Genomic DNA, 25,426 nt, shown 5'->3' on the forward strand with positions numbered 1-25,426 from the left:
GCTCAAATTATTCAATCAAGAAAAGCAAAAAAAAATAATAAGAGATAGAATTATTTAAAATAAGCAGTGAGTAAAATGACTATTCCAAGAGAAGGGAGCAGGTTCGACAAGTTGATTTTTTTAACATCAAGCAGAATCATGCTGATGCCGATTATTAGAACTCCGCCTGTAGCCGTAAGCTGCGCAATCATCATTGGCGAAAACCATTCTTGAAACGAGTTTGCAAAAATTGTCAGCGCCCCTTGATAAAGAAGAACCGGAATAAAAGCGAAAAGAACTCCTATTCCATAAGTCGAGGCCAGAGCAATGGACGCAAAGCCGTCGAGAATTGATTTTGTGAAAACTATGGTGGTATTGCCTTTTATTCCTTCTTCAAAGGAGCCTATGATAGCCATCGCCCCGATGCAGAAAATAAGAGACGCAGTGATAAGACCGTCAATGAATCCTGCGTCGGTTGATCCGGTCATTTTTTTAAGTTTACTGGCAAGCCGTTCAAAAAGAGTATCAAGCTTAAGTAATTCTCCAATTATTCCGCCGATTAAGATGCTGAATATGAGAATAAGAATGTCCTGAACTTTGAGGGCCATCTGCATACCTATAACCATGGTGCTGAGGCCCAGCCCTTGGAAAACAATCTGCCTGATACGTTCAGGAAATCTGCTGTGGAGCATGACTCCGATAAGTGATCCGCCGATAATGGCGGCAGCGTTGACGAGCGAGCCGATTGGAATCATGAAGAATCTCACAATGGTAATATTATATATGTAGATCGATACGATTATCACTAAGCATTTAGGTTTACAATATGAGAATGATCAAAAAAAAGGGCGGTCGGTTTAGTCTACGGCGTGAAGAGTAAAAGGATATTAAACGGTTAAAAAGATGTGGCCCGTGTATTAAATATTCTTGACAGTTTCTTGTTCATCTAATATTAACTGTCTCTCGACATGCCGGGATGGCGGAATTGGTAGACGCAGCGGACTCAAAATCCGCCGGTGGCAACGCCATGAGAGTTCAAGTCTCTCTCCCGGTACCAGATAAATCAAGGGTTTACAGCAATCAGCTGTAAACCCTTTTTTGTTATGAGTGAAATCTCTCCCGCTTTTCTCCCGCTTTTATTTGAATTTTTAATTATATTGGCTGTAGTTCTATTTTGCACATCTTGTATTAAACCTTTGCTATCATTCTTATTCAATGAACATCTTAGTTACGTTTTGTTGGAAATCATAATTGGTCTATCAATTTTTTTGAATTCAATGCGTCGTCTATATTAGCTGTAAAAAAAACTGAGTGCATCCTCAACTTTATTTTGCAATATATCCTGTGGAAAAATTTTCAGGCGATTTTTGTAATTTTGCAACACGTCGAAATAACGTGTTAAAAAGTTTAAAACCCAAAACGTTTTGCTACGTCCTGAAAAAGGGTGTGGAAAAGTGTTCACTTTTCGGACGTAGCTGAAAACGGCTTTGCAAGTAGCTGGAAATAGGGTAGATAAAAATCATCCTCTCAAAAGAGGTATCCATATCGGTATGGGTTATGACCCCCAATCCCAACGGGAAGTGGCGGAGTGTTAAACTCAAAAGAGGTATCCATATCGGTATGGGTTATGACTGAGGATATTCTTATCAAATACAATTGCACCACTCTCAAAAGAGGTATCCATATCGGTATGGGTTATGACTGCCCTACTTGGATAGTCGCATCCCGCCCGATTTCCTCAAAAGAGGTATCCATATCGGTATGGGTTATGACCACTTTCAGAGGAGCCTTCCTGTAACCCCAACAACTCAAAAGAGGTATCCATATCGGTATGGGTTATGACCGCAATTCATGTCGGTTGCGTAGGGTTTAACAACTCAAAAGAGAGATCCATATCGGTATGGCAGAAAATTAAATTTGCTCTTGACGCAACGAAGTGTTGAGGGCAAATTTGTCTTATGAGTAAAATCACACGCCACCTCATTGCTTACGATATTTCTTGTGATAAGGAACGCTATAAGGTTTCTAAGGTGCTTGAGGGATTTGGTTTCCGGGTTCAGGAGAGCGTTTTTGAATGTGATTTAAATACTCGTCTGAAAAGGAAACTCATATCAAAACTTGAGAATCTTGAAGTAGAAACCGGATTTATTTCTATCTATCTTGTGGGTAGCCATAAGCCCAAGGATATCGGCAATGCCCCGCCTCGTTTTAATGAAAATTACGCCTTCGTTATCTAATAAATATGACAACAGATCTAAGTTCCCTCTCTTCTCTCAGTTGGTACTGCGTTCAAATATCCCTGACTAATACCCGCAATACTTTTGCAAAGCAGCATCCGCTCTTTGTTCTGGATGCTATTTTCAAGTTCGCCCTCGGGCGGGCTGGTCTGCGCGGGCTGCAATATTGTTTTCATCCGGTCGATAAACCTTTCGGCTGCCGGATCAGTAAAGGTTTACGGTATGAGTTGGAATTTATTTTCCCGTTCGCCACGCCAGATCAGATAAATTGCTTTCTTCAAGGTCTTTCAGATCATCTTTCCGAGCCTGCTAATAATTTTGAATTGAGTTGTGCCGGTGATATCAGACACGAAACGTTGGCCGATCTTGCTGAGCCGGACTGTTCCGGTTCTCCGGCGGAAGTGTGCCTTGATTTTGTGACTCCATTTCCGTTTAAACCGACTGACAGCAAGCGTCGCTGGATGGTTGGAAAATGGAAATTTTTTGATGCATTCTGTAGGCGGGCCAATACTTTTTTTGATCTGGATCTAAAGCTTAGTGATGAATTTCTGGAAGGCATTACTGTCCATCCATACTTTTGGAGTTACGAGCAATACGGGCATAAGTCTCAGAGCAGCAGGGGGACGCAGTATCTTAACGGTATGACCGGACCTTTATATTTAAAAGGTAATTTGACAAAGATTATGCCCCTGCTTCTGATTTGTTCACGTATCCACGCAGGGCGGAGGGTAGCTACGGGACAGGGATATTATGAGTTGAAAACTGCCGAGCCATATTTTGATGTGCTTTTGAAAAATGATTACGCACTTGGTGTTGCTGCTTCCAGAATTAACAGGGACAGTGATTTTTCAGCTGAGCTTGAGCGGGATTACGGATCGATAGAAAAAGCTGTATTTGAAATGCGTGATCGTCTTTTAAGTGGAAAATTTTCATGTTCACCGGCAGTACCTTTTGAGATGCGTAAACCTTATGGTGGAAGCAGGGTCATTGGGACATGTTCACCGGAGGATACGCTGACCCAGAAATTGTTGCACCAGCTTCTTTCGCCTGTAATGGATCGCATGTTCGAACACTCTTCTATAGGTTTCAGGAAAGGGCGTTCCCGTGATGATGCAAAGAGAATGATTCAGCAAGCTATTCGCGAGGGATGCCGCTATGTGTTTGAATCGGATATTGATTCCTTTTTTGATGAAATAGACCGACCGACCATGATCCTCAAGCTCAGGAATGTCCTGCCGCAAGCTGATAGAATGATCGTTAAAGCTCTGGAGTCGTGCATTAATTCTGGTCTGATTGATGAAGAGGGACAAAACACAAAAGGTCTGGTGCAGGGCAGTTCTCTTTCTCCGTTGCTTTCGAATCTTTATCTGGACAGTGTTGATGAGCGTATGGATGAACTCGGGTATCGTTTTATCCGATACGCAGATGACTTTATCGTTTTAGCCCGCAGTGAAGAAGAGTGTAGCAAGGCGTTTGAGGATATGTGTACAGTACTTGAACCGCTCGGTTTGCGGCTTAAGGCGGAAAAGACCCGCATCAGCAATATTGACCCGGGATTTAAATTTTTCGGGATTGATCTGGACAGTGATCTTGCATGGGAAAGCATCGAACAGGCACAGCTTAAAAGAACAGTTTACGTGTGCAATCATTTTGCTTCACTGGGTGTGGATATTGACTGTCTGGCAATCAGGAAAGACGGAATTGTCATTGCGCGTATTCCGTTTGCCCGTACCAATGAAATTGTCGTTTATGGAAACAGCGCGGTCTCGACCAAGCTGATTCAGAAGTGCAGCTATGAAAAGATTCCTATTACTTTTTGTACTCCATCAGGTCATTATATAAATACTCTCTACCCAGATTCCCGGCAGTACCATATTACATCCGGCACTCACATGTCCCGTTATGAATCCGTTGGTGAGGCGAAAAGGGAGGACGCCGCCAAAGCTCTGGTAAGCGCGAAGATCAATAATTACATTCAGTGGCTTTCCACCCGTGATCTGCCGGATAATTTATTACACAAACTTGAACATGCGGAACAGGCTGTTCATACTGCTTTAAGTAAAGGTAGTCTGATGGGAGTTGAGGGTAATGCCGCGAAATTGTGTTTTTCAATTTTCAATTCTTTTATTCTGGATAGTTCCATGTGCAGTCAGGAGAGAGTTCCCCGTTCAAAGCCTGACCAACTCAACGCACTGCTGGATTTTTGCTACACCCTGTTGTTCAACCGCATAAACTCTCTGCTGCGGGTGAGAGGATTGAATCCGTATCTTGGCATTTTGCATAGCAACAAAAATGACTATGAATCTCTGGTTGCCGATTTGCAGGAACCTTTCCGGGCCAGAATGGACCGTTTTACATTACGGTTGCTTAATAAAAACATCATAACTTCTAAGGATTTTGAAGCCGTTACTGCTACAAAATTTAAACTGATCGGTAGCAGTATGGGTAAGATTCTTGAGCATTTTGAAAGGGAAATGTGCATCCGCATAGCAACAGAATCCGGAACATTTGCACAGTTGCTGGATGCGCAGGTTCAGAACCTGCAAAGCTGGGTTATGGGACGGGATAAATTGAAATTTTTCCGTAGCGGAGAAAGGAATTTGGTTATGGGAGAAGTTGAAATTATTTGATTTTATACAGGTGTAAAAAACTGAGTGGTACCTCAACTTTTTTTAACCGCTTTTGCTGTGGAGAACTTTTTCAGGCAATTTTTGTGATATTGTAACTGGCCGAAATAGCATGTCAAAATTTTCAAAACCCAAAACGTTTTGCTACGTCCCGAAAAAGGATGTGGAAAAGTGCTCACTTTGCAGACGTAGCTGAAAACGGCTTTGCAAGTAGCTGGAAATGGGGTAGAATAAAACCATCCTCTCAAAAGAGAGATCCATATCGGTATGGGTTATGACCAATAATTTGTCCTCAATACTAATTCGCTATCAGACTCAAAAGAGAGATCCATATCGGTATGGGTTATGACTTATATCAATACTTTCTCTGGGAAATTGGTCACATCTCAAAAGAGAGATCCATATCGGTATGGGTTATGACTGTTGGATTTAAGGTAATAACACTAGTTATTAAACTCAAAAGAGAGATCCATATCGGTATGGGTTATGACCAAATATTGACAATATCACTGAATTCTTGATCAGCTCAAAAGAGAGATCCATATCGGTATGGGTTATGACCCAAATGAGTAGGGAGTAGGGGAAGTTCTTTCTGTCACTCAAAAGAGAGATCCATATCGGTATGAATCCTTGCAAAAAGAAAAACCGCAACTCCAATCGGAGCTGCGGTTTTTTTGTGTGGTGCAATAAAGCTTTGTATTAAATTAAAAGGCGTTAAGCAGCCATATTCGGAAAATTGGGTCTACTATGTTCCACTGGCCGTCTTTGCTCTTTTCAATGAGATCTTGCTCACTAAGATATTTGCGGGCTGACTGAACTCCGCCGAGAGTTAGGTTGTGGGCTTGCATAAAATCGTTTGAGGTTAGTGACGCTTTCTCCTCTTCTGCAATTCCGCGCAGTAGTTTTAATTGTCCGGTACTGATCCCTTGGATGATAGCCTGATATCCGTAGCGTTCATTAGCTATGAGAGCTTCAGATGCTTTTGCAACGTCTTCTATCGAACATTCTTTTTCGCATAATTCAAATACTCGGTAAGCCAGAGCTTGAAGATAGTACGGATAACATTCAACCCTCTGAGATACAGCAAGGGCAACGTCTTCCGGGCATTGTTTGCCGGACTGCTCGAACTGGCTCATGATAAAATCAATGCATTCCTTTTCTGGAAGCGGTTCAAGCTCCATCATTGTTGCGCTTTGATAAAAAGGCCTGCCCCTGTTGTTGAAAATATCCAGCAGTATACGGCGACGGCTTCCTAAGAATATGTAGGATGCTTTGTGCCGCTGAATGTGCTCACGAAGCAGGGCTTCAACTCGGGGCTCTTTGATGTCCACGATATCTTGAAATTCATCCAGAGCTATACAAACTTGAAAAGTTTCTTTTTCAAGGAATTTTCCGACCTCTTCTAATATGTTCTCTAGGGCCACCATTGGATCTACCTGACGTTTGGTCATCTGGATTTCAACCGATGGCAATCCGGTTGCGGGGTCTATGGTAAAACTGGTTTGGATAGATGGGAATAATCCAAGCCATCTCTTTCCTTTTTCCAGCAGCGATTCATGTTCGTGAAGTCCGCTGATGATGGCTTTGGCCAGCCGATGCACTAAGTCTTCCACGGATACAAGTCGCATAAACTGAGCGTAGATAACACAAATCCCGTCGGTGCGAAGCTGGTGCTGCACGCGCCGGACAAGGGATGTTTTACCATAACGTCTGGGAGCAAAGATAACAACGTTCATGCCGTTTCCGGCATGGCTTGCCAATTCGCTCAATTCAGCCACGCGATTGCAGAAAGGCTGGTCCGGCTCCAGTGTGTCTGTATGGAATGGGTTTTTCATAACTATTGTTATTAAATTATTGTAAAGGAATAGTCAAAACTATTGTAAAGAAATTATCGTAATACAATAGTTAAAGGTAGTAGGCCGCTTAAAATTTTCCGTAGCGGATATTTGGGGTTTGAGATGCTGAAATCATTTGGTTTTTTGCAGCTGTAAAAAACTGAGTGCGTTCTCAACTTTTTTGAGCTGTTTTTGCTGTGGAAAAGTATTTTTAACGATTTTTGCCATCATGCAACTCATTGAAATGGCGTGCTAAAAAAATCAAAACCTAAAACGTTTTGCTACGTCCTGAAAAAGGGTGTGGAAAAGTGCTCACTTTGCAGACGTAGCTGAAAACGGCTTTGCAACTATCTGGAAATGGGGTAGAATAAAACCATCCTCTCAAAAGAGAGATCCATATCGGTATGGGTTATGACTTCGTAAAAAACTACCGCCGCCATTGCCAAGCAAACTCAAAAGAGAGATCCATATCGGTATGGGTTATGACATATCTAAATACTAATTCAAAAGTAACTCCAACTTCTCAAAAGAGAGATCCATATCGGTATGGGTTATGACCTCAGTGAGAGAATCCACATAAATCCATTTGAATTCTCAAAAGAGAGATCCATATCGGTATGGGTTATGACTTCTTTTCATTAAACTTTAATTTACATTCATATTTCTCAAAAGAGAGATCCATATCGGTATGGGTTCTGACTTTCACCAGCTCTATTAATAGCGGCAGTTTCAGCCTCAAAAGAGAGATCCATATCGGTATGGGTTATGACTTTTTGCGTATAGCTACGCAGTTCGTGGTCAATCCGGCAATGGTCTAAAAAATATGGCAAATTAAAGGATGTTCCACCTCAATTTCAAAAAATTTCTGCTTCCGATGAAATGAAAAAAGTACGCGAGGAAAATGCCCGTCTTCGCATTGAAAATGAAATCCTAAAAAAGGCAGCGGCGTACTTCGCAAAAGAGTCCCTCTAAAGTACGCTTGGATAGCCTTTCATGAAGGACTCTACCCTTTGGTTTCTTTGTGCAAAGTATTGTCAGTCAGTAGAAGCGGCTATTACGACTGGAAAAAGAGATCTACGAGTAAGCAAGAGAAACGACAGGAAATAATTATTGAGGCTGCACGTCAGTCTTATTTGGACAGTGGGAAGATGTATGGGTATCGAAAAGTGCACCATGATGTGCTTGAAAATACAGGTCTTTATTGCTGTGCTGAAACCGTAAGCCCCCTACTTGCTGCCGAAGGATTGAAATCTAAAACGATCCGCAGACATCGCTACCCGAAAACAGCTAAAGTTAAAAGTGTCATTCCAAATGTTCTTTCTCGTAACTTTACGGCTCTCGAGCCAAACCAGAAATGGGTTTCGGATATAACGTACATCTATCGCTTATGTTTCACCGGAACAGTTTGAACAAGAATATTACCGTAAACAAAAAATAGCTGCCTAACCTAAAACGGGCTGTCCGTCATCTATAGAGCAGTTCATTAAATTGCTTCTCCCTAGGCGGCCATGACGGCTCCGGTGATGATTATATTGACCAGTGCCAGAGGCATGAGCACCTTCCAGCAAAAGTGCATAAGTTGGTCGTAGCGCAGCCTTGGCAAGGTGCCTCTGGTCCATACCAGCAGGAAGGGGATGATGGCTGTTTTGAGCAGCAGCCAGACCGGACCGGGAAGCCAAGGACCATGCCAGCCTCCCAGAAAGAAGACGGCCATGAGCGCGCCCAGCAGCAGCATGTTTATATACTCTCCCAGAAAGAACAGGGCGAACCGCATGCCGCTGTATTCAGTATGAAATCCGGCCTGAAGTTCGTTTTCACCTTCCGGGATGTCGAATGGAATTCGCTTGGATTCGGCTAGACCGCATATAAAAAATATCAGGGCGGCCACGGGCTGGACAAGGATGAACGGGTAGCCCTTCTGCGCGTCCACGATGTCTACAAGGCTCAGTGAACCTGCCAGCATGAATATGGGAACCAGAGACAAGGACAGGGGCAGTTCGTAGCTGATCATCTGCGCAACTCCGCGCACAGCTCCGATGAGGGAAAATTTATTGTTTGAGGCCCAGCCGCCTAGGGCCACGCTGTATACTCCGATAGAAGAAAGAGCTAAAAAGATGAGCACACCGATATCCGTGTCACCTATGACCAGCGGAACAGTATGCCCGAAGAGATGGATTTCTCCGCCAAAGGGAATCAGCGCAAAGACCGTCAGAGTCGTGAAGGTCAGAATTCCGGGAGCGATCAGAAATAGTAATTTATCTGCTCCGTCAGGCACAAGGTCTTCCTTGAGAAGTAATTTTACCCCATCCGCCGCGAGCTGGAACAATCCGTACGGCCCGACGCGATTGGGCCCGTAGCGCAGTTGCATGCGTCCCAGCAACTTGCGCTCGAAAAGCACAAGATAGGCGGCAAGAGTCAATACCACCAGAAGTACTACCGCGCTTTTGATGATCAGCACAATCAGACCAAGCAGGAAGTCCGTACCCATTTTATACTCTCCCGTTCGGACAGCTGTTGTCCGGATCGATATCGGCGGCAGCCTTTGTTTCCTCGTCGGCTTGTTCACGCCATAGGTGTTCGATGTTAAATGGAGCCGCCAGTCCTCCTACATTTTGCCAGCCGGATTCAGGAGTTTTGGACAGGACGGCTGTGCGGTGGGCCATGTCCATGCTCTCTTGTAGTTTCACGCTGGCTAGGCCCTGACTTAACGGGACAAGTACAGTCTGTCCTTCCTCAATTCCCAGCCTTGCTGTTTCGTCCGGATGGAGCCACAGGACAGGCGCATTCAGTAATTTTTCTCCGAGCGGTCCTTCGTTAGCTAGCCTGTCAGAACCGAATGTACTGGCCGTGACCAATATTTCTCCAGATTTATTCCCGTCATTTTTTTCAATGAAACTGGCCAGTGATTCAAGAGAAGGAAAAGGTGAAACAGGTACATCAGGAAGCATGTTGAAGCTCTCTGCGGACGTTGCTTGGTCCATGGCAGAGCGTAGGGCTGCATGGGAGTGGTGCTCGGATTTATCTGTTTTTTGCATCAACAGCTTTAACCAATGACCGGCATTTTGCGGCCCGTTGCCCGTAAGTGGTGCGTCGGTATTCCTCGGTGGGTGAGAACCTTTTCCTGTCTGCGTTACCGGGGTGCCGCCCGCAAAGACCGGCATCGCACGTTGCAGCCGCCCCTCGTTATTAATCAGGCAGCCGCCTGTTTCGAAAAGAGTACTCTGCGGGATAGCTATATCAGCCTTTTTCCAAGTGGCCGAGTCTATGCAATCCATGCAGACCAGCAGATCCAGTTTACCGAAACATTCGGCGATCCATTGCTCAGCGGGAAATTCCGTCAATGGATCATCCCCGATACAGATCAGTCCCTTGATGGGTTGCGCGTTGTCCATAGGAGTTAAAAAATTTTGAAGACTGGTGGAATTTTTTGCGCCAAGAATCCCAGCTCCCATAGAATTTGCTTTGGGAAGTATGCAGAACATTCCGGCATCCATTCTATTTTCACTTCCAGTTTCTCGAAGTAGACGGGTTACTCCGGCTACAAGTGAAAGCCAGCCGGTGGGCATGGTGTCTGCGGAACAGATCAGCACCGGACGACGAGCTGAGGCCAGCGCCGCAGCAATGTTTGCCAGAGGTTCGGCTAAAGAAGTAAGTTTGTCGGTCTCAGAACTGGCCAATTCCCGCAGTTCCTGCCGGAAAACGGATGGTTCGCCCTGAAATTCGGTTTCCGGGAAAGCCTTGTCCAATAACGCATCAATGGCCGCCGGGAGTTGATGCCGTGTTAACGGCAGGTGTATGGTTTCGCAGAGAAGATTCACTGGTCGTGGATCGAGCACTCCTATAATTGCTCCGGTACGGGCCGCCTGACGCACGGCCAAGGCCGCCATGGGCCCCTCATGTAGCGGATCTGATCCCAATATCAGCACCATATCGGCCTCGCGCACCTGTCGCAGGGACCGACTGATATCTGTACCGAGCAGGGAAGCCGCTTCAAGGCAGGCTATCCGTTCTTCCTCGGTCATAAAAAAACTGGGTCCGGACAGTTTGAGGTTTGCGGCCAGTTCTTCGGCAGTCAGCATGTCCTCCAAAGTGCAGCGGGAGGAAACGTGAATGCCAACGGACTGAGGTCCGTGCTGCTCAAGTATCTCTCGTATCCGCTTGATTGTTTCTTCGGCTCCGTGTTCCGGCGTGGTCGGTGTTCCCTTTACTCTCGTCTGTCTGGGACGTTCGGTAAGGGAAGCATATTCGAATCCGTAGCGGCCCCGGTCGCACAGGAAATCGCCGTTGATATTTTCGTTGTAGCGGTTTTCCACGCGTAAAACTTCACGGTAATGTACGGCTGGAAGGGTGTTGCAGCCCAGTGAACAGTGGGCGCAGATAGAAGGTTTGCGCTCCAGATCCCAGCGTCTGGCACGGTATCTGGCCGGTTTGTCTGTGAGGGTTCCGGTGGGACATATTTCGCCGAGATTACCACTGAACGGGCTTTCCAAGCTGCCGGGTTCGAATCGTTGGTAGGTTACCCGCCCGGCGATGCCGAAGGTGCCGAAGTCCGTCCCGCCTGCATATTCACGATAGAATCTGACACAGCGGTAGCAGTGGATGCAGCGGTTCATTTCATGTTCTATGAGGTGGCCGAGATACTGATTTTTATAGGTTCGTTTGAGCCCGCGGAAGTTGCGCCGTCCATGTCCGCCTGACACGGTCATATCCTGAAGCAGGCAATGCCCTCCCTCATCACAAACGGGGCAGTCATGTGGATGACTGAGCATGAGCCATTCTATGACTTGAGCTCTGAAAGCTACAGCGTCGGGGTGGTCGGTGGAGATTATCATGCCGTCCCGCGCTTCGACCATGCAACTCATATCTAAATCTTTTTTGTTGCCTTTCAGAAATTTTACCGCGCACATGCGGCAGGCCCCCACCGCCCCGAGTGATTTGAGATAGCAGAAGCGTGGAATCATGATGCCGAGCCGTTCGGCCGCGTCAATAACCTTTGTCCCGGGTTCGACCTCCACTTCCTGTCCATCGATGATCAGTTTGGGCATTATTATTTCCCCTCGCCGAGCATGTCGTTTTGTCCGGCTGTTCTTGGTGTAGCTTCGCTGCGGTCAAGTTTTCGCCAGTCGCCGGGCTTGTTTGTATTGGCTTTGAAGGGGCAGCCTCTTCCGTCCAGATGTTCGCGCACCTCGTCGCGGAAATGCGTGAGCAGTCCTTTGACCGGTGTGGCAGCACCCGGGGCAAATCCGCAATAAGCGTTGGCTAATCCGCCTGCTATCTGTTCCAGAAGTTCGAGGTCGCTTTCTCCTGCGTCGCCTTGCTCAATGCGTTGCAGGATGTGGCGCATGTAGGGAATACCCTCTCTGCACGGAGTGCACCAGCCGCAGGATTCACGAGAAAAGTAGGTCATAATATTGATGGTGGCCTGCACCAGACAGGTGTTGTGATCGAAGACTATAACACTGCCCGTGCCTAGGGAGAGTCCCTCTTTTTTCATGGAATCAAAGTCCATGGCTGTGTTCAGGAGTCGTTTAGGTACGAAGCTGGTGGAAGTGCCGCCCGGCAGACATGTTTTAAACTCGGCTCCGGGAAGCATGCCTCCGGCAGATTCGAAGATAATATCGCCTAGGCGGGTTCCGCACGGCAACTCGAAACAGCCGGGGGCTACCACCTCACCGCTGACGCAGTAAAGTTTGGTGCCGTCACCTGTCGGCGAGGCCGCAAGGGATTTGAACCAGTCCACACCGTTTTTGACGATAAAAGGTGTGGAGGCCAGAGTTTCCACGTTGTTGACTACAGTCGGGTGATTCCACAAACCAGAATCGGTCATGTGCGTTGTTTTGTCAGGGTTGGGGCGTTTACCCATGATGGCATTTGCCTGAGCAGAACTTTCGCCGCAAATGTACCTTCCGGCGCTACGGTGAACCTGAATGTCAAAAGAAAAATCGGTGCCGAGGATGTTTTTGCCAAGCAGGTTCGCTTCGCGGGCAACCTTCAGCTCTTGCTCAAGGAGTTTTGCGTCCGAATCGTAGGATGGACGGATGAAAAAAACGCCGTGGTCTGCCTGTATAGCGTAACCGGCCATAAGAATGCCTTCGATGACCAAATGAGGATCGGTATTGACCAAGATGCGATCCTTGAAAGTGCCTGGTTCCATTTCATCTGTGTTGCATTGGATATAGCGTGGATGAGGCGCGTCCTTGTGTACAAAGCTCCATTTGCGCCCTGTGGGGAAACCTGCACCGCCGCGCCCGCGTAGCCCGGAATCCGAGACAATCTTGATGACTTCGTCAGGGCTCATGGTCAGGACAGCTTTTTCAAGTGCTTTGTATCCGCCGTTCGCCCGGTATTCGTCAAATCCGGCGGGGCGGCAGTCAGCGCGTCGATTTTTTAAGAGAACCTGTTCACTCATAGGATTACCTGCATACGCTGAGTTCTATTGTGTCGTGATTTTCCCGTAGTTCGTCCAGAATGCAGTCTACTTTCTCAGGCGTCAATCTGCCGTAGTGTTTTCCGTTGATGAGCATGGCCGGAGCGTTGTGGCAGTTGCCTAGACAGGCTGTAGGTAAAATAGTGAATAATCCGTCTTCAGTGGTCTCCCCAAGCTTGACACTAAGTTTGCGGCAGAGATAGTCGAACAGTCCGTTTTCGTGATGCATCCAGCAGGTAACACCGTCACAGACATGAATCACGAACCGCCCCAGAGGTTCTCGGTAGATGAAGTCGTAGAAGGTGGCCAGTTCTTCAAGTTCTACCAGTGTCTTTCCCGTCAGCCTCGCTGCGTGAGCCATGGCTTCGTCGGAAAAATAGCTGTAGTGACGCTGGAGAAGGAAGATGATGTCGATGAGTTTCTCCTCGACATGTTCAGCGTTTTTGACAAGGTCCTGTATGGTGGTTTCCAATTCTTGTGGCAGCATTTCTTCCCCTAACGGTCCAGATCGGGCGCGATGTAATCCACTGATCCCATGATAGCGACAAAGTCAGCCAGCGTGTGCCCTACAGCCATAAGCGGCAGAGCCTGCACCGAAGTGTAACCCGGTGAGCGCATGTGTAATCGGTAGGGCATGTTGCCTCCGTCACTGACAATGTAAAATCCCTGTTCCCCTCTGGGGGCTTCGGTTGCGGCGTAAGCCTCTCCGGCGGGAACCTTGGGGCCGCGGGTGGTGTTGATAAAATGATGGATCAGGCTTTCAATGTCATGCAAAGTCTCCCGCTTGTCAGGGATGCAGTATCGGTAGTCCTTGGATTTGAATCTGCCAGAAGGCATCCATTGCAGACATTGGGCAATGATTCTATTGCTTTGGAGCATCTCGTCAAAACGGACCTCGTAGCGGGCCAGACAATCGCCATTGTCTCTTGTTGGTACATCAAATTCGTATTGTTCGTATCCGGAATAGGGCATTACTTTGCGCAGGTCGCGCGTGGAGCCGCATGCCCGCAGGTTCGCCCCTGAAATACCGTAGTCTATGGCGTCTTCCAGAGATAGATTCCCGATGCCTTTGATTCTGGCCCGGACGATGGGGTTACCGGAGATCATTCGTTTGTAACCTTCTATCCGTTCCGGAAACACGCGTACAAAATCGTTCACCAGTTTGTCCCAGCCCTCGGGAAGGTCCATGGCCAATCCACCGATGCGCAACCATGCCGGATGGAGTCGCGCTCCGGTGATGGTTTCCATGATGTCCATAACCTGTTCGCGTTCACGGAAGGTGTGGAAGACCGGGGTGATCATGCCCAGATCCTGAACCATTGTGCCGAGCCAGAGTAAATGGTTGGAGATGCGATAGAATTCGGCGAGCATCACACGTACACACTGCGCGCGGTCGGGCACCTTTACATCGCAGAGTTTTTCCACGGCCAGAAGGTATGTCAGATTGTTGGCCGCACCGCTCAGGTAGTCCAATCTATCTGTGTAGGGAATGAACTGATGCCAAGACTGGTGCTCGGCAATTTTTTCTACTCCGCGATGGTGGAAACCTATGTCTGCGGTCATATCCACGATTTCTTCGCCATACATTTCGAGGATAAAGCGGACTAACCCGTGGGTGCTGTAGTGATGAGGGCCGATATTGAGTACGAATTCGCGTTTGGTGGGCGTGGCGGCATGGCTTTTTTTCAACAAACTGGCAGCATCTTCCGGTTCGTGCCGTCTGGCATCTTCGGCCAGATACGGTTCCATATCCGTTGCGCGCTGGGGTTCGCTTTTCCGAAGAGGATGGCCTGACCATTCCTCGGGCATGATCAACCTACGCAGGCCCGGATGGTTGCTGAAGCGGATGCCGAACATATCCCATATTTCGCATTCGTACCAGTTGGCACTGGGCCAAACCCTGGTGACACTCGGGAGTTCAGGTTCCTGTCCGCTAACTGGCACATGCAGCCGTATATATTCCAGAGAACTCAAGGATGTCAGGGTATAGATCACCGTGTAATCGTGTTCCGGCCGTACCTTGCGTGCGCTCTCATCCACTGCGGTTAAGTCTTCGAGCCTTTCGAAGCGGACCGGGCTTTCGTGCTTCAGGAAGTCCAGAATTTCCACTATATGGCTGGCCGTGACTGTGAGCGTGGGCATGTCCACGGGGGTTTTATGCCAGACAATCAGGTCACCGAAGCGGTCTGCCAGAGCTTGGCGAATGGATTCGTGAACCTTGGAAAAATTGAAAACAGGCGGCGGCGGTGCCCACATATCGTTGGATCTTGAATCCGCGAACTCCGGCGGGGTTACTGAGGTTCCGCGAGCCGGAATTCCGGCCATGCCCGGGCCGCGGGTGTCGCGGTCTTTGCTGTCTCCGGGAACGAGTATGTCGTCTCGGCCTCCGGCATGTCCGCCTTTTAGGTTGAACGCTGGTCGCAAGGGACGGTTTTTCTGGCTGATCATGTCCTGCAGGGTAATCAGCCCGTGCATCAGGGCTTCCGGTCTAGGCGGACAGCCTGTGACGTACACGTCCACCGGAATAATCTGATCCACGCCCTGAACCACACTGTATACGTCATACATGCCGCCGGTGTTGGCGCAGGAACCCATGGAAATGACCCACTTAGGCCGGGGCATCTGTTCATAGATTCGCTGGACCATGGGCGCGGCTTTCTTGAATACCGTACCCGAGACCACAAGGAGATCGGCCTGACGGGGGGAACCGCGCAGCACTTCAGCACCAAAGCGGGCAATGTCATAGAGCCCGGTAAATACGGTAGCCTGCTCCACAAAGCAGCATGAAAGTCCGAAGAACAGAGGCCAGAGACTGTTTTTCTGACACCAGTTGAGAACAATATCGCCAAGGGTTGCCTTTTGCGGCAGCATGAACGGAGCTTCAGACTCGCCGTTGACGGCGGCCTGTATAGCCCGGTCTAGTGCTTCTTTTTCATGCCCCATTCAAGGCCTCCTTTGCGCCAGACCCAGAAGAGTCCGAGCAGCAGTACACCTATGAAAAAGGTCATCTGTGCCCAGCTGGCCCATGTCAGATTTTTGAACGATACAGCCCAGGAAACCACATAAACAGCTTCAACATCGAAGAGTAGAAAAAAAACGGCTACAAGCCAGAAGGGTGCAGGGTAGCTGAGCTGAGCAGATCCAGATGGGATCACTCCGCATTCGTAGGGTCGCCCTTTTTCTCCTTCATCTTTCCTGCGCATTATGATCGTGGACAGGGCAAGCAGTGCTGCTACAAGCCCGGCTGCTAGCACGGCAAAGACTATGAAGGAAAAAACACTTGGATCCCAAGCATTGAAAGAAGCGGATATGTGTTCCGGCGTATTCTGCATCAGACGTTCATCCCTGCCCGAGTTCTTTTGGTATCGGGACGTTGCATGTGTTTTCCCTGCGTTCCGGCAGGTAGTCTACACCCTTTTTTGTAATGCGATACAGTTTATTAAACAAGGGTGTTGCGTAAAATTTTATAAATCAGGTTGTATTTAGTGTTTATGGTATGGTAATTGGTCGAAATAACAAGTTGCTTTTGTAGCTGATTTGTTGAAGCCTAAAGAATAGTCACAAAGGCGACTGACTGAGCCGCCGGATTGTATGAGGTCAGTCCGCTATGATAAAAGTGTTTTGTCTGTAAAAAATGTTGAACTTCAATAATGGCATGGGGATAATGGAACCACTATTTACGGATCACATATTCCTCTCAAGACTTCAGTTTGCTCTGGTCACTATGTTTCATATCATCTGGCCGGTTTTGACTATCGGTCTGGCCATGTATATCTTTCTGACCGAGCTGGTCTGGGTACGCACCGGCCGGAAGGAATGGTATCAGCAGGCTCGGTTTTGGAGTCGGTTCTTTCCGCTCATCTTCGCTATGGGCGTGATCTCCGGCATTCCGTTGGAATTTCAGTTCGGAACTAACTGGTCACTGTTTTCCGAGGCCACAGGCGGTTTCCTGGGCCAAATACTGTCAGTGGAAGCTATGTCCGGTTTTCTGCTGGAATCTATTTTTCTGTATCTCATGGTTGCTGGCTGGCAACGGTTTTCACCCCAGCTGCATCTTTTCGCCACAGGTATGGTTGTCCTCGGTTCGATCCTCTCCGCCTTTTGGATTATGGTTGCCAATTCCTTTATGCAGACCCCGAGGGGCGGGCAGGTGGAGAATGGTGTTTTCGTGGTATCCGACTGGTTCTCCGCTATCTTCAATCCTGATCTGTTCTCTTCCTTTCCTCATATGCTGCTCGCCTGTCTGACCGGTACAGCCTTTGTCTTGGCCGGGGTTGCTGCATGGCATCTACTGCGTTCCTTGCACACGGAATTTTACCTGCGGGTCTTTAAAACAATGGTCGCGGTCGGTCTTTTTCTGGCGTTGATTCAGGCTGGAACAGGCGACCTGTCAGGACAGAATCTGTCCAGATACCAGCCGGCTAAACTGGCAGCCACAGAGGCTTTCTGGGATACCAACCAAGCAGGGCAGGGCGCAGCATGGTCAATTTTCGCATGGCCGGATGTGCAGAATGAGCGCAATTCGGTTGAACTTCGAATCCCTTACGTGCTGAGTATGTTGGCCACCCATAATCCTTTTGGTCAAGTGATCGGCCTTAAGGATATTCCTAGGAATGAGCGTCCGCCTATCGTGCTGATTTTCTATTCATTCAGAGTTATGGTTATCATCGGTATGTTGATGATTCTGGCCGGAACTCTGGCGGCTCTGGCTTGGCGTAGAGGGCTTTTTCATCCTGAGCGCATAGCTTCCAACCGTAAATTGCTCAAGTTCTTCATCTGGCTGGCTCCGTTGTCCATAGTTTCCATCTGGGCTGGGTGGATTATGCGTGAGGTGGGGCGGCAGCCTTGGGTGCTCTACGGAATGCTGCGTACAAAAAACATGGCCTCGCCCCTTACTTCGGAGGCTGTTGGCTTATCACTTTTCATTTTTATTGTTGCGGGCCTGCTTTTGTTTGGAGTGTTTTTGTTCTTTGCCCGTCAGATTTTGCGTAAAGGTCCTGACAACGGGACATTGCCGCCTGAATCATGTGTTATCAGGAGGCCGTCATGACTCTCGTTGACCTATGGTTCGTTCTTCTTGGCTTTGTCCTTTTTATGCATCTTGGTCTGGGGAGCATTGATTTGGGGCTCTGCCTCTTTTCTCTGTTTGTGGACGCGGAAAAGGCCGAGTCAATGCTCGCCTCCGTGGACTCCGTCTGGCATACAAATCAGACTTGGCTGGTGGTGCTCGGCGCAGTGCTTTTCGGCGCCTTTCCCAAAATTTACGGTGCAGTTTTATCCACCCGTTACGGGCTGGTGGTGCTGCTGTTGCTGGCCCTCGGGTTACGCGGTTTGGGAATGGAATACAGGCACCGTGCAAAGCGTTCGGTTTTCTGGCTGCGTCTTGCCGGCTGGGGTGGGACTGCTGTTTTGGTTGCCGAGGGAATTCTACTCTGGAACATTGTGCTAGGCGGGAATGTTTCCTCTGCATGGTTCGGTTTGCAATCTTTGGTTCAGCCACGATATTTTTCGGCAGTACTCCTACTTTTATCTAGCGGATTACTTATGGGCGGTTCTTGGTGGCTGACTTCTTCCGACCGCAGCGGAGCTGATAGAAATGTCAGAATAATTGTCCAGATCAGCGGGGTTTTTGTTGTCCTCAGCGGCCTTTTCTGCTGCTTCCAGTTGATGCAGACCGGCGAAATTGAATTGCCACTTGTCTGGAGACCTTTTCTCGTTTTGACCGTGCTCGTCATGGCTGACCTGACTATCCTGTTCGCAAGCCTTCGGCCTTCGTGGCAAGGATCTCCGTTGCCGTGGGGACTTGCTTTGACAGGCTTGGTCCTGACCGCTTGCGGGGTTCTTATTTACGTAAAGACGGGTCCAACTCTGTCTGAACTCGCCAGCGGAGATTTGACATTTCTTACCATCGCGATGTGTGTACTGCTGCCGCCGCTACTTGCTTTCCAGATTTTTCAATACCGTCTGGAACGACGCGGACAGGAACCTGTCTGGAAAGTTCCTGCTCCTGCCAGCAATGCGAAAGTAGGGATATCTTTTGCTCAGCTGACAGAAGTGCTGAACACGATGATACAAGGAGCACTAGGGCTGTTTCAGGGGTACGCAGAGACCTTTAAGGCTATGTTTACCCGGCCCATCACCGTGCAGTATCCCGAGGAAAGACGCACGCCCCCGCCGCGGTCCCGTGCGCACATCGTGCTGACACGCTCTCCGGACGGCGATGAACGGTGCGTGGCCTGTTATCTTTGTTCCGCAGCCTGTCCGGTCAGCTGTATCTCTATGCAAGCCGATACCCGCGCGGACGGTCGGCGGTACGCCGCATGGTTCCGCATTAATTTTGCCCGTTGTATTTATTGCGGGCTGTGTGAGGAAGCGTGTCCGACACTGGCCATCCAGCTTACACCGGAGTATGAGTTTGCCTCGGACTCCATCCTTAATCTGGTGGCTGAAAAGGAAGACCTGCTGGTGGATCATGGCGGCAAAGACATGGATTATGATTTCTACAGCCATGCCGGGGTGGAAGAGAAGTATCCTCAAAATGAACACGATGGCGAAGAGCCACCTGTAAACTTCAAGAGCAACCTGCCATGACCATGTATGCTGTACTTTTTTATATTTTGGCCGCAGCGACCTTGCTTTGCTCTCTGATGGCAGTGACGCGGCGAGTTTTGATTCATGCCGTAGTATGGATGGTGGGCGCTCTCATTTGTACGGCCCTGATTTTTATGTTGCTCGGTGCTCCTTTGCTGGCCGGATTTGAGGTCATTATTTACGCCGGAGCCATCATGGTTCTTTTTCTGTTTGTCATTATGCTGATGGCTCAGAAACCGAGCGAACAGCTTCAAGTGGAAGGTTTAATCCTCCGCCGACTGCGTTCCCGTATGTTCTGGCCTGCCATCTGGGGGCTGATCGGGGTTTTTGCCTGTATGGCCCTTATTTCTTTTGACCCTTCCAACTCCACACCGCTGACTCCGGGGCGGGTTTCGCCGCACGATCTCGGTGCCTGGGTCTTTAATAATGCATGGCCCGCTGTGGAAGCAATATCTCTGCTTCTTCTAGCCGCTCTGGCCGGGGCTCGTTATCTGGGGTTACCTTTAGTGCGTTCAGATCGGCCGGACAATGTAGGACTGAGTCTGAACTCTGACTTGCCTTCCTGTCCTGTGAACGCGGATGGTGATGATGCGGAGGAACAGCTATGATCGTGCCCTTAGAGCATATCCTGCTCTTTGCAGCGATGTTATTTTTCATCGGTCTGGTCACGGTGGTAGCTCGGCGTAACCTGATTATGATCTTGCTCGGCGTGGAAGTCATGCTCAATGCTGCGGGCGTGGTTTTTGTAGCCGCATCCCTGCGCTGGTGGGATATTTCAGGACAGGGAATGGTGTTGTTCATCATGGGAGTTGCTGCCGCAGAGATCGCAGTGGGATTGACTCTGGTTTTCAGGGTATGGCGGAAAAATAAGAGTTTGAACCCGGACTCGTTGAAAACGTTCAAGGAATGAGTGCATGACCAGTATTCTTTGTCTGACTCTTTTCGCTCCGCTCGCTGGAGCCGTGGTACTGGCCCTGATGGGGCGAATCATGTCGCGCAGGCTGTCAGGGCTGCTTGCCTGTATGGCTGTGGCCTGTTCTTTGACCGGTGCGCTTTTGGGATGGGGCCAGTTGCAGGGTACTCAGGATTTAAGCATTCATCTTTTCGACTGGTTCGCAGCCGGTGGTCTTCATGTTTCGGCGACCGTGCTCTACAATCCTCTGTGCGCGGTCATGGCCACTATGGTGGCCTTCGTCTCCCTGATTATCCATATACATTCCCTGTATTTTATGCGGGATGATGACGGATGGATCCGCTATTTCTGTTACCTGAATCTGTTTGTCTTTTTCATGCAGTCCATTGTCATGGCAGACGATCTTGTTTTTCTATTCATGGGATGGGAGGGCGTTGGTTTCTGTTCCTTCGCTTTGATAGGGTTCTGGTATACTGATCCTCAAAACGTCATGGCGGGCAAGAAAGCCTTTCTGATCACTCGTATCGGTGACGTGGCCTTTCTGGGAGCACTGGCGGTGCTCTTTAATGTTACAGGCAACCTGAGTATCCAGCATCTTTCTGCATCAGCTCCGGGCATGGAGCCGGCCACACTGACTCTGGTCGGGTTGCTCCTGCTGGTGGCCGCCACCGGCAAGTCCGCCCAGTTGCCGCTGTTGGTCTGGCTTCCTGATGCTATGGCAGGCCCTTCTCCTGTTTCGGCCCTGATCCATGCCGCGACCATGGTGACTGCCGGAGTTTACCTGCTTATCCGTACGTTTCCGGCACTGCTGTACGCACAACCTTTCGTCTTGGAAACAGTGGCGGTGGTAGGAGCCCTGACGGCCTTTGTGGCAGCCTGTTCGGCTCTGGTCCAACATGACATCAAGCGTGTTCTGGCATGGTCCACCATCAGTCAGGTAGGCTACATGGTTTTGGGCGTTGGTGCAGGTGACCCTTCGGGGAGTTTCTTCCACCTGCTTGTGCATGCTTTTTTCAAGTCATTGTTGTTTATGGTGGCGGGTATTGTTATTCAGGCTCTGCATGAAGAACACAATATTTTCCGAATGGGCGCAAGGGTGCGTAAAGTCGTACCCGGAGCGGCTCCGGCATTTTTCTGCGGCGCTGCCGCTCTGGCCGGATTACCGCCTTTTGCCGGATTCTTCAGCAAAGGGCGCATTCTGGAAAATGCTATGGCTATGGCTCGAACCGGCGAGGGCGTTTGGGTATTTGTCTGGGCTGCAGGCACGATTACGGCGCTGATTACAGCTGTATATAGTTTTCGTGTTTTTTTACTGGCCTTTACCGGTAGTCCGGCGCTTGTTCCTGAAACGGGAACGAAAAAAACGCCCGCCCTCATGCTTCATGTGCTCTGGCCGTTGGCTTTGCTGGCTGTAACTGCCGGAATCCTGAATCTGCCGGAGCATATTGCCAATCTACTCGGGATGCAGACTGATTGGTTGGATCATTTTCTAGGTATGTCCCCGGCCACGCAGCAAGTCATGACTGGTGATTTGTCCGAATGGGTTGATGCTGTGTTGGCTGTATCAGGGCTGGGCATTGCCCTGTTCTTGTACGGCCCTTGGCGTAAACTCCGTAATCCCTTTTCTGATCGAGGGCTGTCTCGTTTTCTGCTTGATGGTTGGAGGCTCGACAGGCTCTACATGACGGCGGTGGCCTACCCCTATCGTTCGGCGGCAACGCTACTCTGGAAAAATGTGGAGGATAAATCGGTGGATGGTGCGGCCTTAAGTCTGGGGTCAGCGGCCCTGCGAGCTGGTGGCCGAATATGCCAATGGGGTGCTAATCGGCTTTCCTCATATCTGTTTTGGCTTCTGCTGGGTGTTGTTGCCATGCTTATCGTTATGGCCGCTATAGGAATCAGGTGAGGTTAGCATGAACGATTTTCCTTTACTCACCTCATTGATTCTACTTCCGATCTTTGGCGGCCTTGTCGGTTTATTTTTTCATCACCGTCCAGATCAGGCACGGTTCATTTGTCTGATAACTGCTTTGGCTGAATTGGCGTTAGTGCTCCTGCTCCTGCCGTTGGTCATGAATTCGAATGAACTGGCGGATCGGTTTGACTGGATTCCGCTGTTGCATGTGCAGTATTCGCTGGTCATGGACGGACTGAGTTATGTTCTGGTTCTGCTCACTGCCCTATTGGGTGTACTCGGCATCCTTACGTCTTGGCGGGAGATCCGCGAAGGCGTAGCTGTGTTCCACTTTTTGTTACTGGCTGCACTTAGCTCAGCCATAGGCGTGTTTCTGGCCCGTGATTTGCTGCTTTTTTATTTGTTCTGGGAAGCCCAGCTCATTCCCATGTTTTTTATTATCGGTCGATTCGGACATGAGCGGCGGCGATATGCAGCCCTTAAATTTTTTGTTTTCAGTATGGTCGGAGGACTCCCTCTGCTGCTGGCCATCATCTGGCTTATGTTGACCGGGGTTGATCCCTCTCTTGCCGCGCTCACAGCTTCTCCTGTGCAAGGAACCGTGCAAATCTGGTGTGCAGCTGCTTTCGTTCTGGCCTTCGGGGTTAAGACTCCCATGCTGCCGGTGCATACATGGTTGCCGGATGCTCATACTCAGGCTCCGACCGCAGGCAGTCTGTTATTGGCCGGGGTTTTGCTTAAAACCGGGGCTTATGCCATGCTGCGCTGGGCTATCCCGCTGTTTCCTCAAGCTATGACTGCGGCGGCCCCATGGCTCGCAGGGCTGGGTCTTGCTGGATTGTTCTACGCCTCATGGGTTGCGCTGGCTCAGCAGGACGCCAAACGGCTGGTGGCTTATTCCAGTGTGGCGCACATGGGGCTTATCATGTTTGCTATGTTCGCTCATAACCGGATCGGCTTGTCCGGAGCCGTGGTACAGATGGTCAGCCACGCTCTGACTACCGGAGCCCTGTTCGTCATGGTGGGCATGCTGGCTGAAAGGTTTAACTCAAGGCAACTCTCTGACTTCGGTGGACTTTGGACCAAGATGCCAGTGTATGGCGGATTCATGCTTTTCTTTGCCATGGCCTCAGCCGGATTGCCAGGTCTGTCCAATTTCGTTGGTGAACTGATGATTCTACTCGGTTCTTTCCGGGTCTACCCTGTTGGAGCCTCTCTGGCCTTTTTCGGCATTGTGGTGGGGCTGGCTTATGTGCTCCGTTTGCTTCAAGGTACGATTCTCGGAAAACCCGGTCCGCTGACCGAATCCGCTCAGGTCCTCGATCTAGATGGTCGAGAAATTTTGATTCTGTCTGTATTTGCCCTTGCTGTTCTGCTGATTGGAATTCATCCGGCACCGTTATTGAAATTGATCAATGAACCGCTAAGTGCCTTGGCAACTAATTGGCCTCGATAGGCAAAGAGAGTGAACATGTACGATATACAGTTATTTTCACCGCATCTGTTGCTTACCCTGGGCATTCTGGTCTGTTTTGTTTCGGGAACGATCTTTAAACGTCCGGCAGGGCTTTATGCTGTCTCTCTGATATCTTTGTTGTCGGCAGGAATCATGGGGCTGATCTTTTACCCTGCGCACGGACCGGAAATGGCGGCATTGAAACCGTTTCTGGCAACAGGAGCACTGACCTCCTATTTTCTTCCTTTGGTCTGTGGCTTGGGGGTGGGAGCGTTACTTTTCTTCGGTCCCGAACTTAAGCAGGAAGATCGAAATCATGATGACGAACTTTACGCTCTGTTTCTCACTGCTGTGCTCGGTGGTTTGCTATTGGCCGGAGGACAGAGCTGGCTGGCTTTCTTTCTGGGACTGGAATTGTTGTCTTTGCCTCTGTATATTCTCATCGGACTGCGCAAGGATAGCGGCGGCAACGAGGCTTCAGTTAAATATTTTGTCATGGGTGCCACGGCCAGCGGAGTGCTGCTTTTCGGTATAGGGCTGATCTATGCCGGGTCAGGCACGCTGGACATCGTGTCCAGCCTTCGCGCTCCACAGGGGAGCGGCACTGTTCTTCTCGGTCTGGGCATGGTTCTGACCGGAGTGGCTTTCAAACTTTCTCTTGTTCCGTTTCATCTTTGGGCACCGGACGTATACCGCGGGGCTCCGGAATCGGTGTCGGCTTTGTTGACCTCTATGGTCAAAGCCGCAGTCGTAGGGGGGCTTTTGCGTATTGCTCTGGCACTGGGGCCGGAATTCTGGCCTGCCACGGCTCCTGTTCTTTGGGGACTGGCTGCTTTGACCATGGTGGCCGCGAATCTGGCCGCTTTGGCTCAGACCAGTATTAAGAGGATGCTCGGTTTTTCCTCGGCTGCTCACATGGGGTATCTGATTATGGGTGTGCTTTGTATCAATGAGGCTGGGCCCGGACCGGTTATTTTCTATGCAACGGCGTTGGCAGTAATGGATCTGGCCGCTTTTGGCGGCTTGTCCCTGCTGAACGCCGGAGCTGAACCGGTGGACAGCCTTGAATCACTGCGCGGGCTCGGCAAGGCTCGTCCTTGGGGAGGGATTCTCTTGGCCGTCGGTTTAACCGGATTGGCCGGATTGCCTCCAACCGCCGGTTTCACCGGCAAGTTGCTTCTTTTCAGGTCCACCATCATGGGCGGGTACCCTTGGCTGGGTGTCATTGGTATTTTGGGTGCGGCCTTGTCTGTGTTTTACTATCTGCGCCCTCTGGCTGCACTCTATTTTGAAGAGCGTGAAATCACGGCAGCCCGCGAACGATTGACAGTTTCTGGTGGTGTGGCCATTTTCCTTCTCCTACTGTTGATCATCGGGCTTGGACTTATGCCTTCGCCCATCTTGCAATTCATGCCGATACATCCGTAATAGGCGACCCCCATGAGG

The 25,426-nt window shown here is 49.5% G+C and carries 18 protein-coding genes, 1 tRNA gene and 3 CRISPR repeat arrays; of the genes, 11 read left to right on the top strand and 8 right to left on the bottom strand.

The window, feature by feature from the left end:
• Window positions 1-50: 50 nt before the first annotated feature.
• Window positions 51-734 carry a DUF554 domain-containing protein gene (locus tag B9N78_RS08625; RefSeq protein ID WP_085101361.1) on the bottom strand — a complete coding sequence of 228 codons (684 nt, stop codon included), beginning with the start codon at window positions 732-734 and terminating at the stop codon, window positions 51-53.
• A 215-nt stretch (window positions 735-949) separates the two neighbouring features.
• On the opposite strand from B9N78_RS08625, the gene B9N78_RS08630 reads away from it, so the two are divergent.
• The 3 genes from B9N78_RS08630 to cas1 all read left to right on the top strand — a co-directional run bounded on the left by B9N78_RS08630 (window position 950) and on the right by cas1 (window position 4,846).
• Window positions 950-1,036: transfer RNA gene (locus B9N78_RS08630), tRNA-Leu, on the top strand.
• Between the two features lie 469 nt (window positions 1,037-1,505).
• Window positions 1,506-1,822: direct repeats of the CRISPR family, unit length 36 nt; unit sequence CTCAAAAGAGGTATCCATATCGGTATGGGTTATGAC.
• 115 nt (window positions 1,823-1,937) lie between these two features.
• Complete coding sequence (cas2, locus tag B9N78_RS08635; RefSeq protein WP_085101363.1) at window positions 1,938-2,216, top strand: CRISPR-associated endonuclease Cas2; 279 nt, start codon at window positions 1,938-1,940, stop codon at window positions 2,214-2,216.
• A gap of 5 nt (window positions 2,217-2,221) precedes the next feature.
• Complete coding sequence (gene cas1 / locus B9N78_RS08640) at window positions 2,222-4,846, top strand: CRISPR-associated endonuclease Cas1 (RefSeq protein ID WP_085101365.1); 2,625 nt, start codon at window positions 2,222-2,224, stop codon at window positions 4,844-4,846.
• 240 nt (window positions 4,847-5,086) lie between these two features.
• Window positions 5,087-5,477: direct repeats of the CRISPR family, unit length 36 nt; unit sequence CTCAAAAGAGAGATCCATATCGGTATGGGTTATGAC.
• Window positions 5,478-5,547: 70 nt separating this feature from the next.
• On the opposite strand, the gene B9N78_RS08645 is transcribed toward cas1, so the two are convergent.
• Window positions 5,548-6,678, bottom strand: coding sequence for an AAA family ATPase (locus B9N78_RS08645; protein WP_085101367.1), 1,131 nt, complete (start codon window positions 6,676-6,678; stop codon window positions 5,548-5,550).
• A gap of 380 nt (window positions 6,679-7,058) precedes the next feature.
• Window positions 7,059-7,448: a CRISPR direct-repeat array (repeat unit 36 nt; unit sequence CTCAAAAGAGAGATCCATATCGGTATGGGTTATGAC).
• Window positions 7,449-7,709: 261 nt separating this feature from the next.
• On the opposite strand from B9N78_RS08645, the gene B9N78_RS08650 reads away from it, so the two are divergent.
• Complete coding sequence (locus tag B9N78_RS08650) at window positions 7,710-8,087, top strand: IS3 family transposase (RefSeq protein ID WP_137982518.1); 378 nt, start codon at window positions 7,710-7,712, stop codon at window positions 8,085-8,087.
• Between the two features lie 89 nt (window positions 8,088-8,176).
• Here B9N78_RS08650 and nuoH read toward each other — a convergent pair whose 3' ends face one another.
• Genes nuoH through B9N78_RS08680 form a run of 6 tightly spaced genes read right to left on the bottom strand, consistent with a single transcriptional unit; the run spans window position 8,177 to window position 16,437 of the window.
• Entirely contained in the window at window positions 8,177-9,166 is a 990-nt protein-coding gene (nuoH, locus tag B9N78_RS08655) for an NADH-quinone oxidoreductase subunit NuoH (protein ID WP_085101371.1), read from the bottom strand.
• Window position 9,167: 1 nt separating this feature from the next.
• On the bottom strand, window positions 9,168-11,723 hold the full coding sequence (nuoG, locus tag B9N78_RS08660; RefSeq protein WP_085101373.1) for an NADH-quinone oxidoreductase subunit NuoG: 2,556 nt from the start codon (window positions 11,721-11,723) through the stop codon (window positions 9,168-9,170).
• 2 nt (window positions 11,724-11,725) lie between these two features.
• On the bottom strand, window positions 11,726-13,087 hold the full coding sequence (locus B9N78_RS08665) for a complex I 51 kDa subunit family protein (protein ID WP_085101375.1): 1,362 nt from the start codon (window positions 13,085-13,087) through the stop codon (window positions 11,726-11,728).
• Between the two features lie 4 nt (window positions 13,088-13,091).
• Entirely contained in the window at window positions 13,092-13,592 is a 501-nt protein-coding gene (nuoE, locus tag B9N78_RS08670) for an NADH-quinone oxidoreductase subunit NuoE (protein ID WP_085101377.1), read from the bottom strand.
• An 8-nt stretch (window positions 13,593-13,600) separates the two neighbouring features.
• Window positions 13,601-16,048, bottom strand: coding sequence for an NADH-quinone oxidoreductase subunit B/C/D (locus B9N78_RS08675; protein ID WP_170921401.1), 2,448 nt, complete (start codon window positions 16,046-16,048; stop codon window positions 13,601-13,603).
• Complete coding sequence (locus tag B9N78_RS08680; RefSeq protein ID WP_085101379.1) at window positions 16,024-16,437, bottom strand: NADH-quinone oxidoreductase subunit A; 414 nt, start codon at window positions 16,435-16,437, stop codon at window positions 16,024-16,026. Before B9N78_RS08680 ends, B9N78_RS08675 begins: the two co-directional genes overlap by 25 nt.
• A 332-nt stretch (window positions 16,438-16,769) precedes the next feature.
• Here B9N78_RS08680 and B9N78_RS08685 point away from each other — a divergent pair, with 332 nt between their 5' ends.
• The 7 genes from B9N78_RS08685 to B9N78_RS08715 are packed head-to-tail and all read left to right on the top strand — an operon-like array spanning window position 16,770 to window position 25,408.
• Window positions 16,770-18,155 carry a cytochrome ubiquinol oxidase subunit I gene (locus tag B9N78_RS08685; RefSeq protein WP_085101381.1) on the top strand — a complete coding sequence of 462 codons (1,386 nt, stop codon included), beginning with the start codon at window positions 16,770-16,772 and terminating at the stop codon, window positions 18,153-18,155.
• Window positions 18,152-19,696 carry an NADH-quinone oxidoreductase subunit NuoI gene (gene nuoI / locus B9N78_RS18555; protein WP_425429859.1) on the top strand — a complete coding sequence of 515 codons (1,545 nt, stop codon included), beginning with the start codon at window positions 18,152-18,154 and terminating at the stop codon, window positions 19,694-19,696. The genes B9N78_RS08685 and nuoI overlap by 4 nt, the downstream gene beginning before the upstream one ends.
• A complete protein-coding gene (locus tag B9N78_RS08695) occupies window positions 19,693-20,304 on the top strand; it encodes an NADH-quinone oxidoreductase subunit J family protein (RefSeq protein WP_085101385.1) in 612 nt (203 codons plus the stop codon). Before nuoI ends, B9N78_RS08695 begins: the two co-directional genes overlap by 4 nt.
• Window positions 20,301-20,606, top strand: a complete 306-nt coding sequence (gene nuoK / locus B9N78_RS08700) for an NADH-quinone oxidoreductase subunit NuoK (RefSeq protein WP_085101387.1) — start codon at window positions 20,301-20,303, stop codon at window positions 20,604-20,606. Before B9N78_RS08695 ends, nuoK begins: the two co-directional genes overlap by 4 nt.
• A 4-nt stretch (window positions 20,607-20,610) precedes the next feature.
• Window positions 20,611-22,515: an NADH-quinone oxidoreductase subunit L gene (gene nuoL, locus B9N78_RS08705; protein ID WP_085101389.1), complete on the top strand. Its 1,905-nt coding sequence runs from the start codon at window positions 20,611-20,613 to the stop codon at window positions 22,513-22,515.
• 7 nt (window positions 22,516-22,522) lie between these two features.
• Entirely contained in the window at window positions 22,523-23,980 is a 1,458-nt protein-coding gene (locus tag B9N78_RS08710) for a complex I subunit 4 family protein (protein WP_085101390.1), read from the top strand.
• 15 nt (window positions 23,981-23,995) lie between these two features.
• The gene (locus tag B9N78_RS08715; RefSeq protein WP_085101392.1) at window positions 23,996-25,408 is read left to right on the top strand and encodes an NADH-quinone oxidoreductase subunit N; all 1,413 of its coding nucleotides are present in this window, start codon (window positions 23,996-23,998) and stop codon (window positions 25,406-25,408) included.
• The last annotated feature ends 18 nt before the right edge of the window (window positions 25,409-25,426 follow it).

Origin of the sequence: Desulfovibrio gilichinskyi, from assembly GCF_900177375.1 — a bacterium.
GTDB lineage: Bacteria > Desulfobacterota > Desulfovibrionia > Desulfovibrionales > Desulfovibrionaceae > Maridesulfovibrio > Maridesulfovibrio gilichinskyi.

Bases quoted from the DNA above. Each gene is read 5' to 3' on its own strand.
- B9N78_RS08625 (WP_085101361.1), bottom strand. From the start codon at position 734: ATGATTCCAATCGGCTCGCTCGTCAACGCTGCCGCCATTATCGGCGGA.
- cas2 (WP_085101363.1), top strand. From the start codon at position 1,938: ATGAGTAAAATCACACGCCACCTCATTGCTTACGATATTTCTTGTGAT.
- cas1 (WP_085101365.1), top strand. From the start codon at position 2,222: ATGACAACAGATCTAAGTTCCCTCTCTTCTCTCAGTTGGTACTGCGTT.
- B9N78_RS08645 (WP_085101367.1), bottom strand. From the start codon at position 6,678: ATGAAAAACCCATTCCATACAGACACACTGGAGCCGGACCAGCCTTTC.
- nuoH (WP_085101371.1), bottom strand. From the start codon at position 9,166: ATGGGTACGGACTTCCTGCTTGGTCTGATTGTGCTGATCATCAAAAGC.
- nuoG (WP_085101373.1), bottom strand. From the start codon at position 11,723: ATGCCCAAACTGATCATCGATGGACAGGAAGTGGAGGTCGAACCCGGG.
- B9N78_RS08665 (WP_085101375.1), bottom strand. From the start codon at position 13,087: ATGAGTGAACAGGTTCTCTTAAAAAATCGACGCGCTGACTGCCGCCCC.
- nuoE (WP_085101377.1), bottom strand. From the start codon at position 13,592: ATGCTGCCACAAGAATTGGAAACCACCATACAGGACCTTGTCAAAAAC.
- B9N78_RS08675 (WP_170921401.1), bottom strand. From the start codon at position 16,048: ATGGGGCATGAAAAAGAAGCACTAGACCGGGCTATACAGGCCGCCGTC.
- B9N78_RS08680 (WP_085101379.1), bottom strand. From the start codon at position 16,437: ATGCAGAATACGCCGGAACACATATCCGCTTCTTTCAATGCTTGGGAT.
- B9N78_RS08685 (WP_085101381.1), top strand. From the start codon at position 16,770: ATGGAACCACTATTTACGGATCACATATTCCTCTCAAGACTTCAGTTT.
- nuoI (WP_425429859.1), top strand. From the start codon at position 18,152: ATGACTCTCGTTGACCTATGGTTCGTTCTTCTTGGCTTTGTCCTTTTT.
- B9N78_RS08695 (WP_085101385.1), top strand. From the start codon at position 19,693: ATGACCATGTATGCTGTACTTTTTTATATTTTGGCCGCAGCGACCTTG.
- nuoK (WP_085101387.1), top strand. From the start codon at position 20,301: ATGATCGTGCCCTTAGAGCATATCCTGCTCTTTGCAGCGATGTTATTT.
- nuoL (WP_085101389.1), top strand. From the start codon at position 20,611: ATGACCAGTATTCTTTGTCTGACTCTTTTCGCTCCGCTCGCTGGAGCC.
- B9N78_RS08710 (WP_085101390.1), top strand. From the start codon at position 22,523: ATGAACGATTTTCCTTTACTCACCTCATTGATTCTACTTCCGATCTTT.
- B9N78_RS08715 (WP_085101392.1), top strand. From the start codon at position 23,996: ATGTACGATATACAGTTATTTTCACCGCATCTGTTGCTTACCCTGGGC.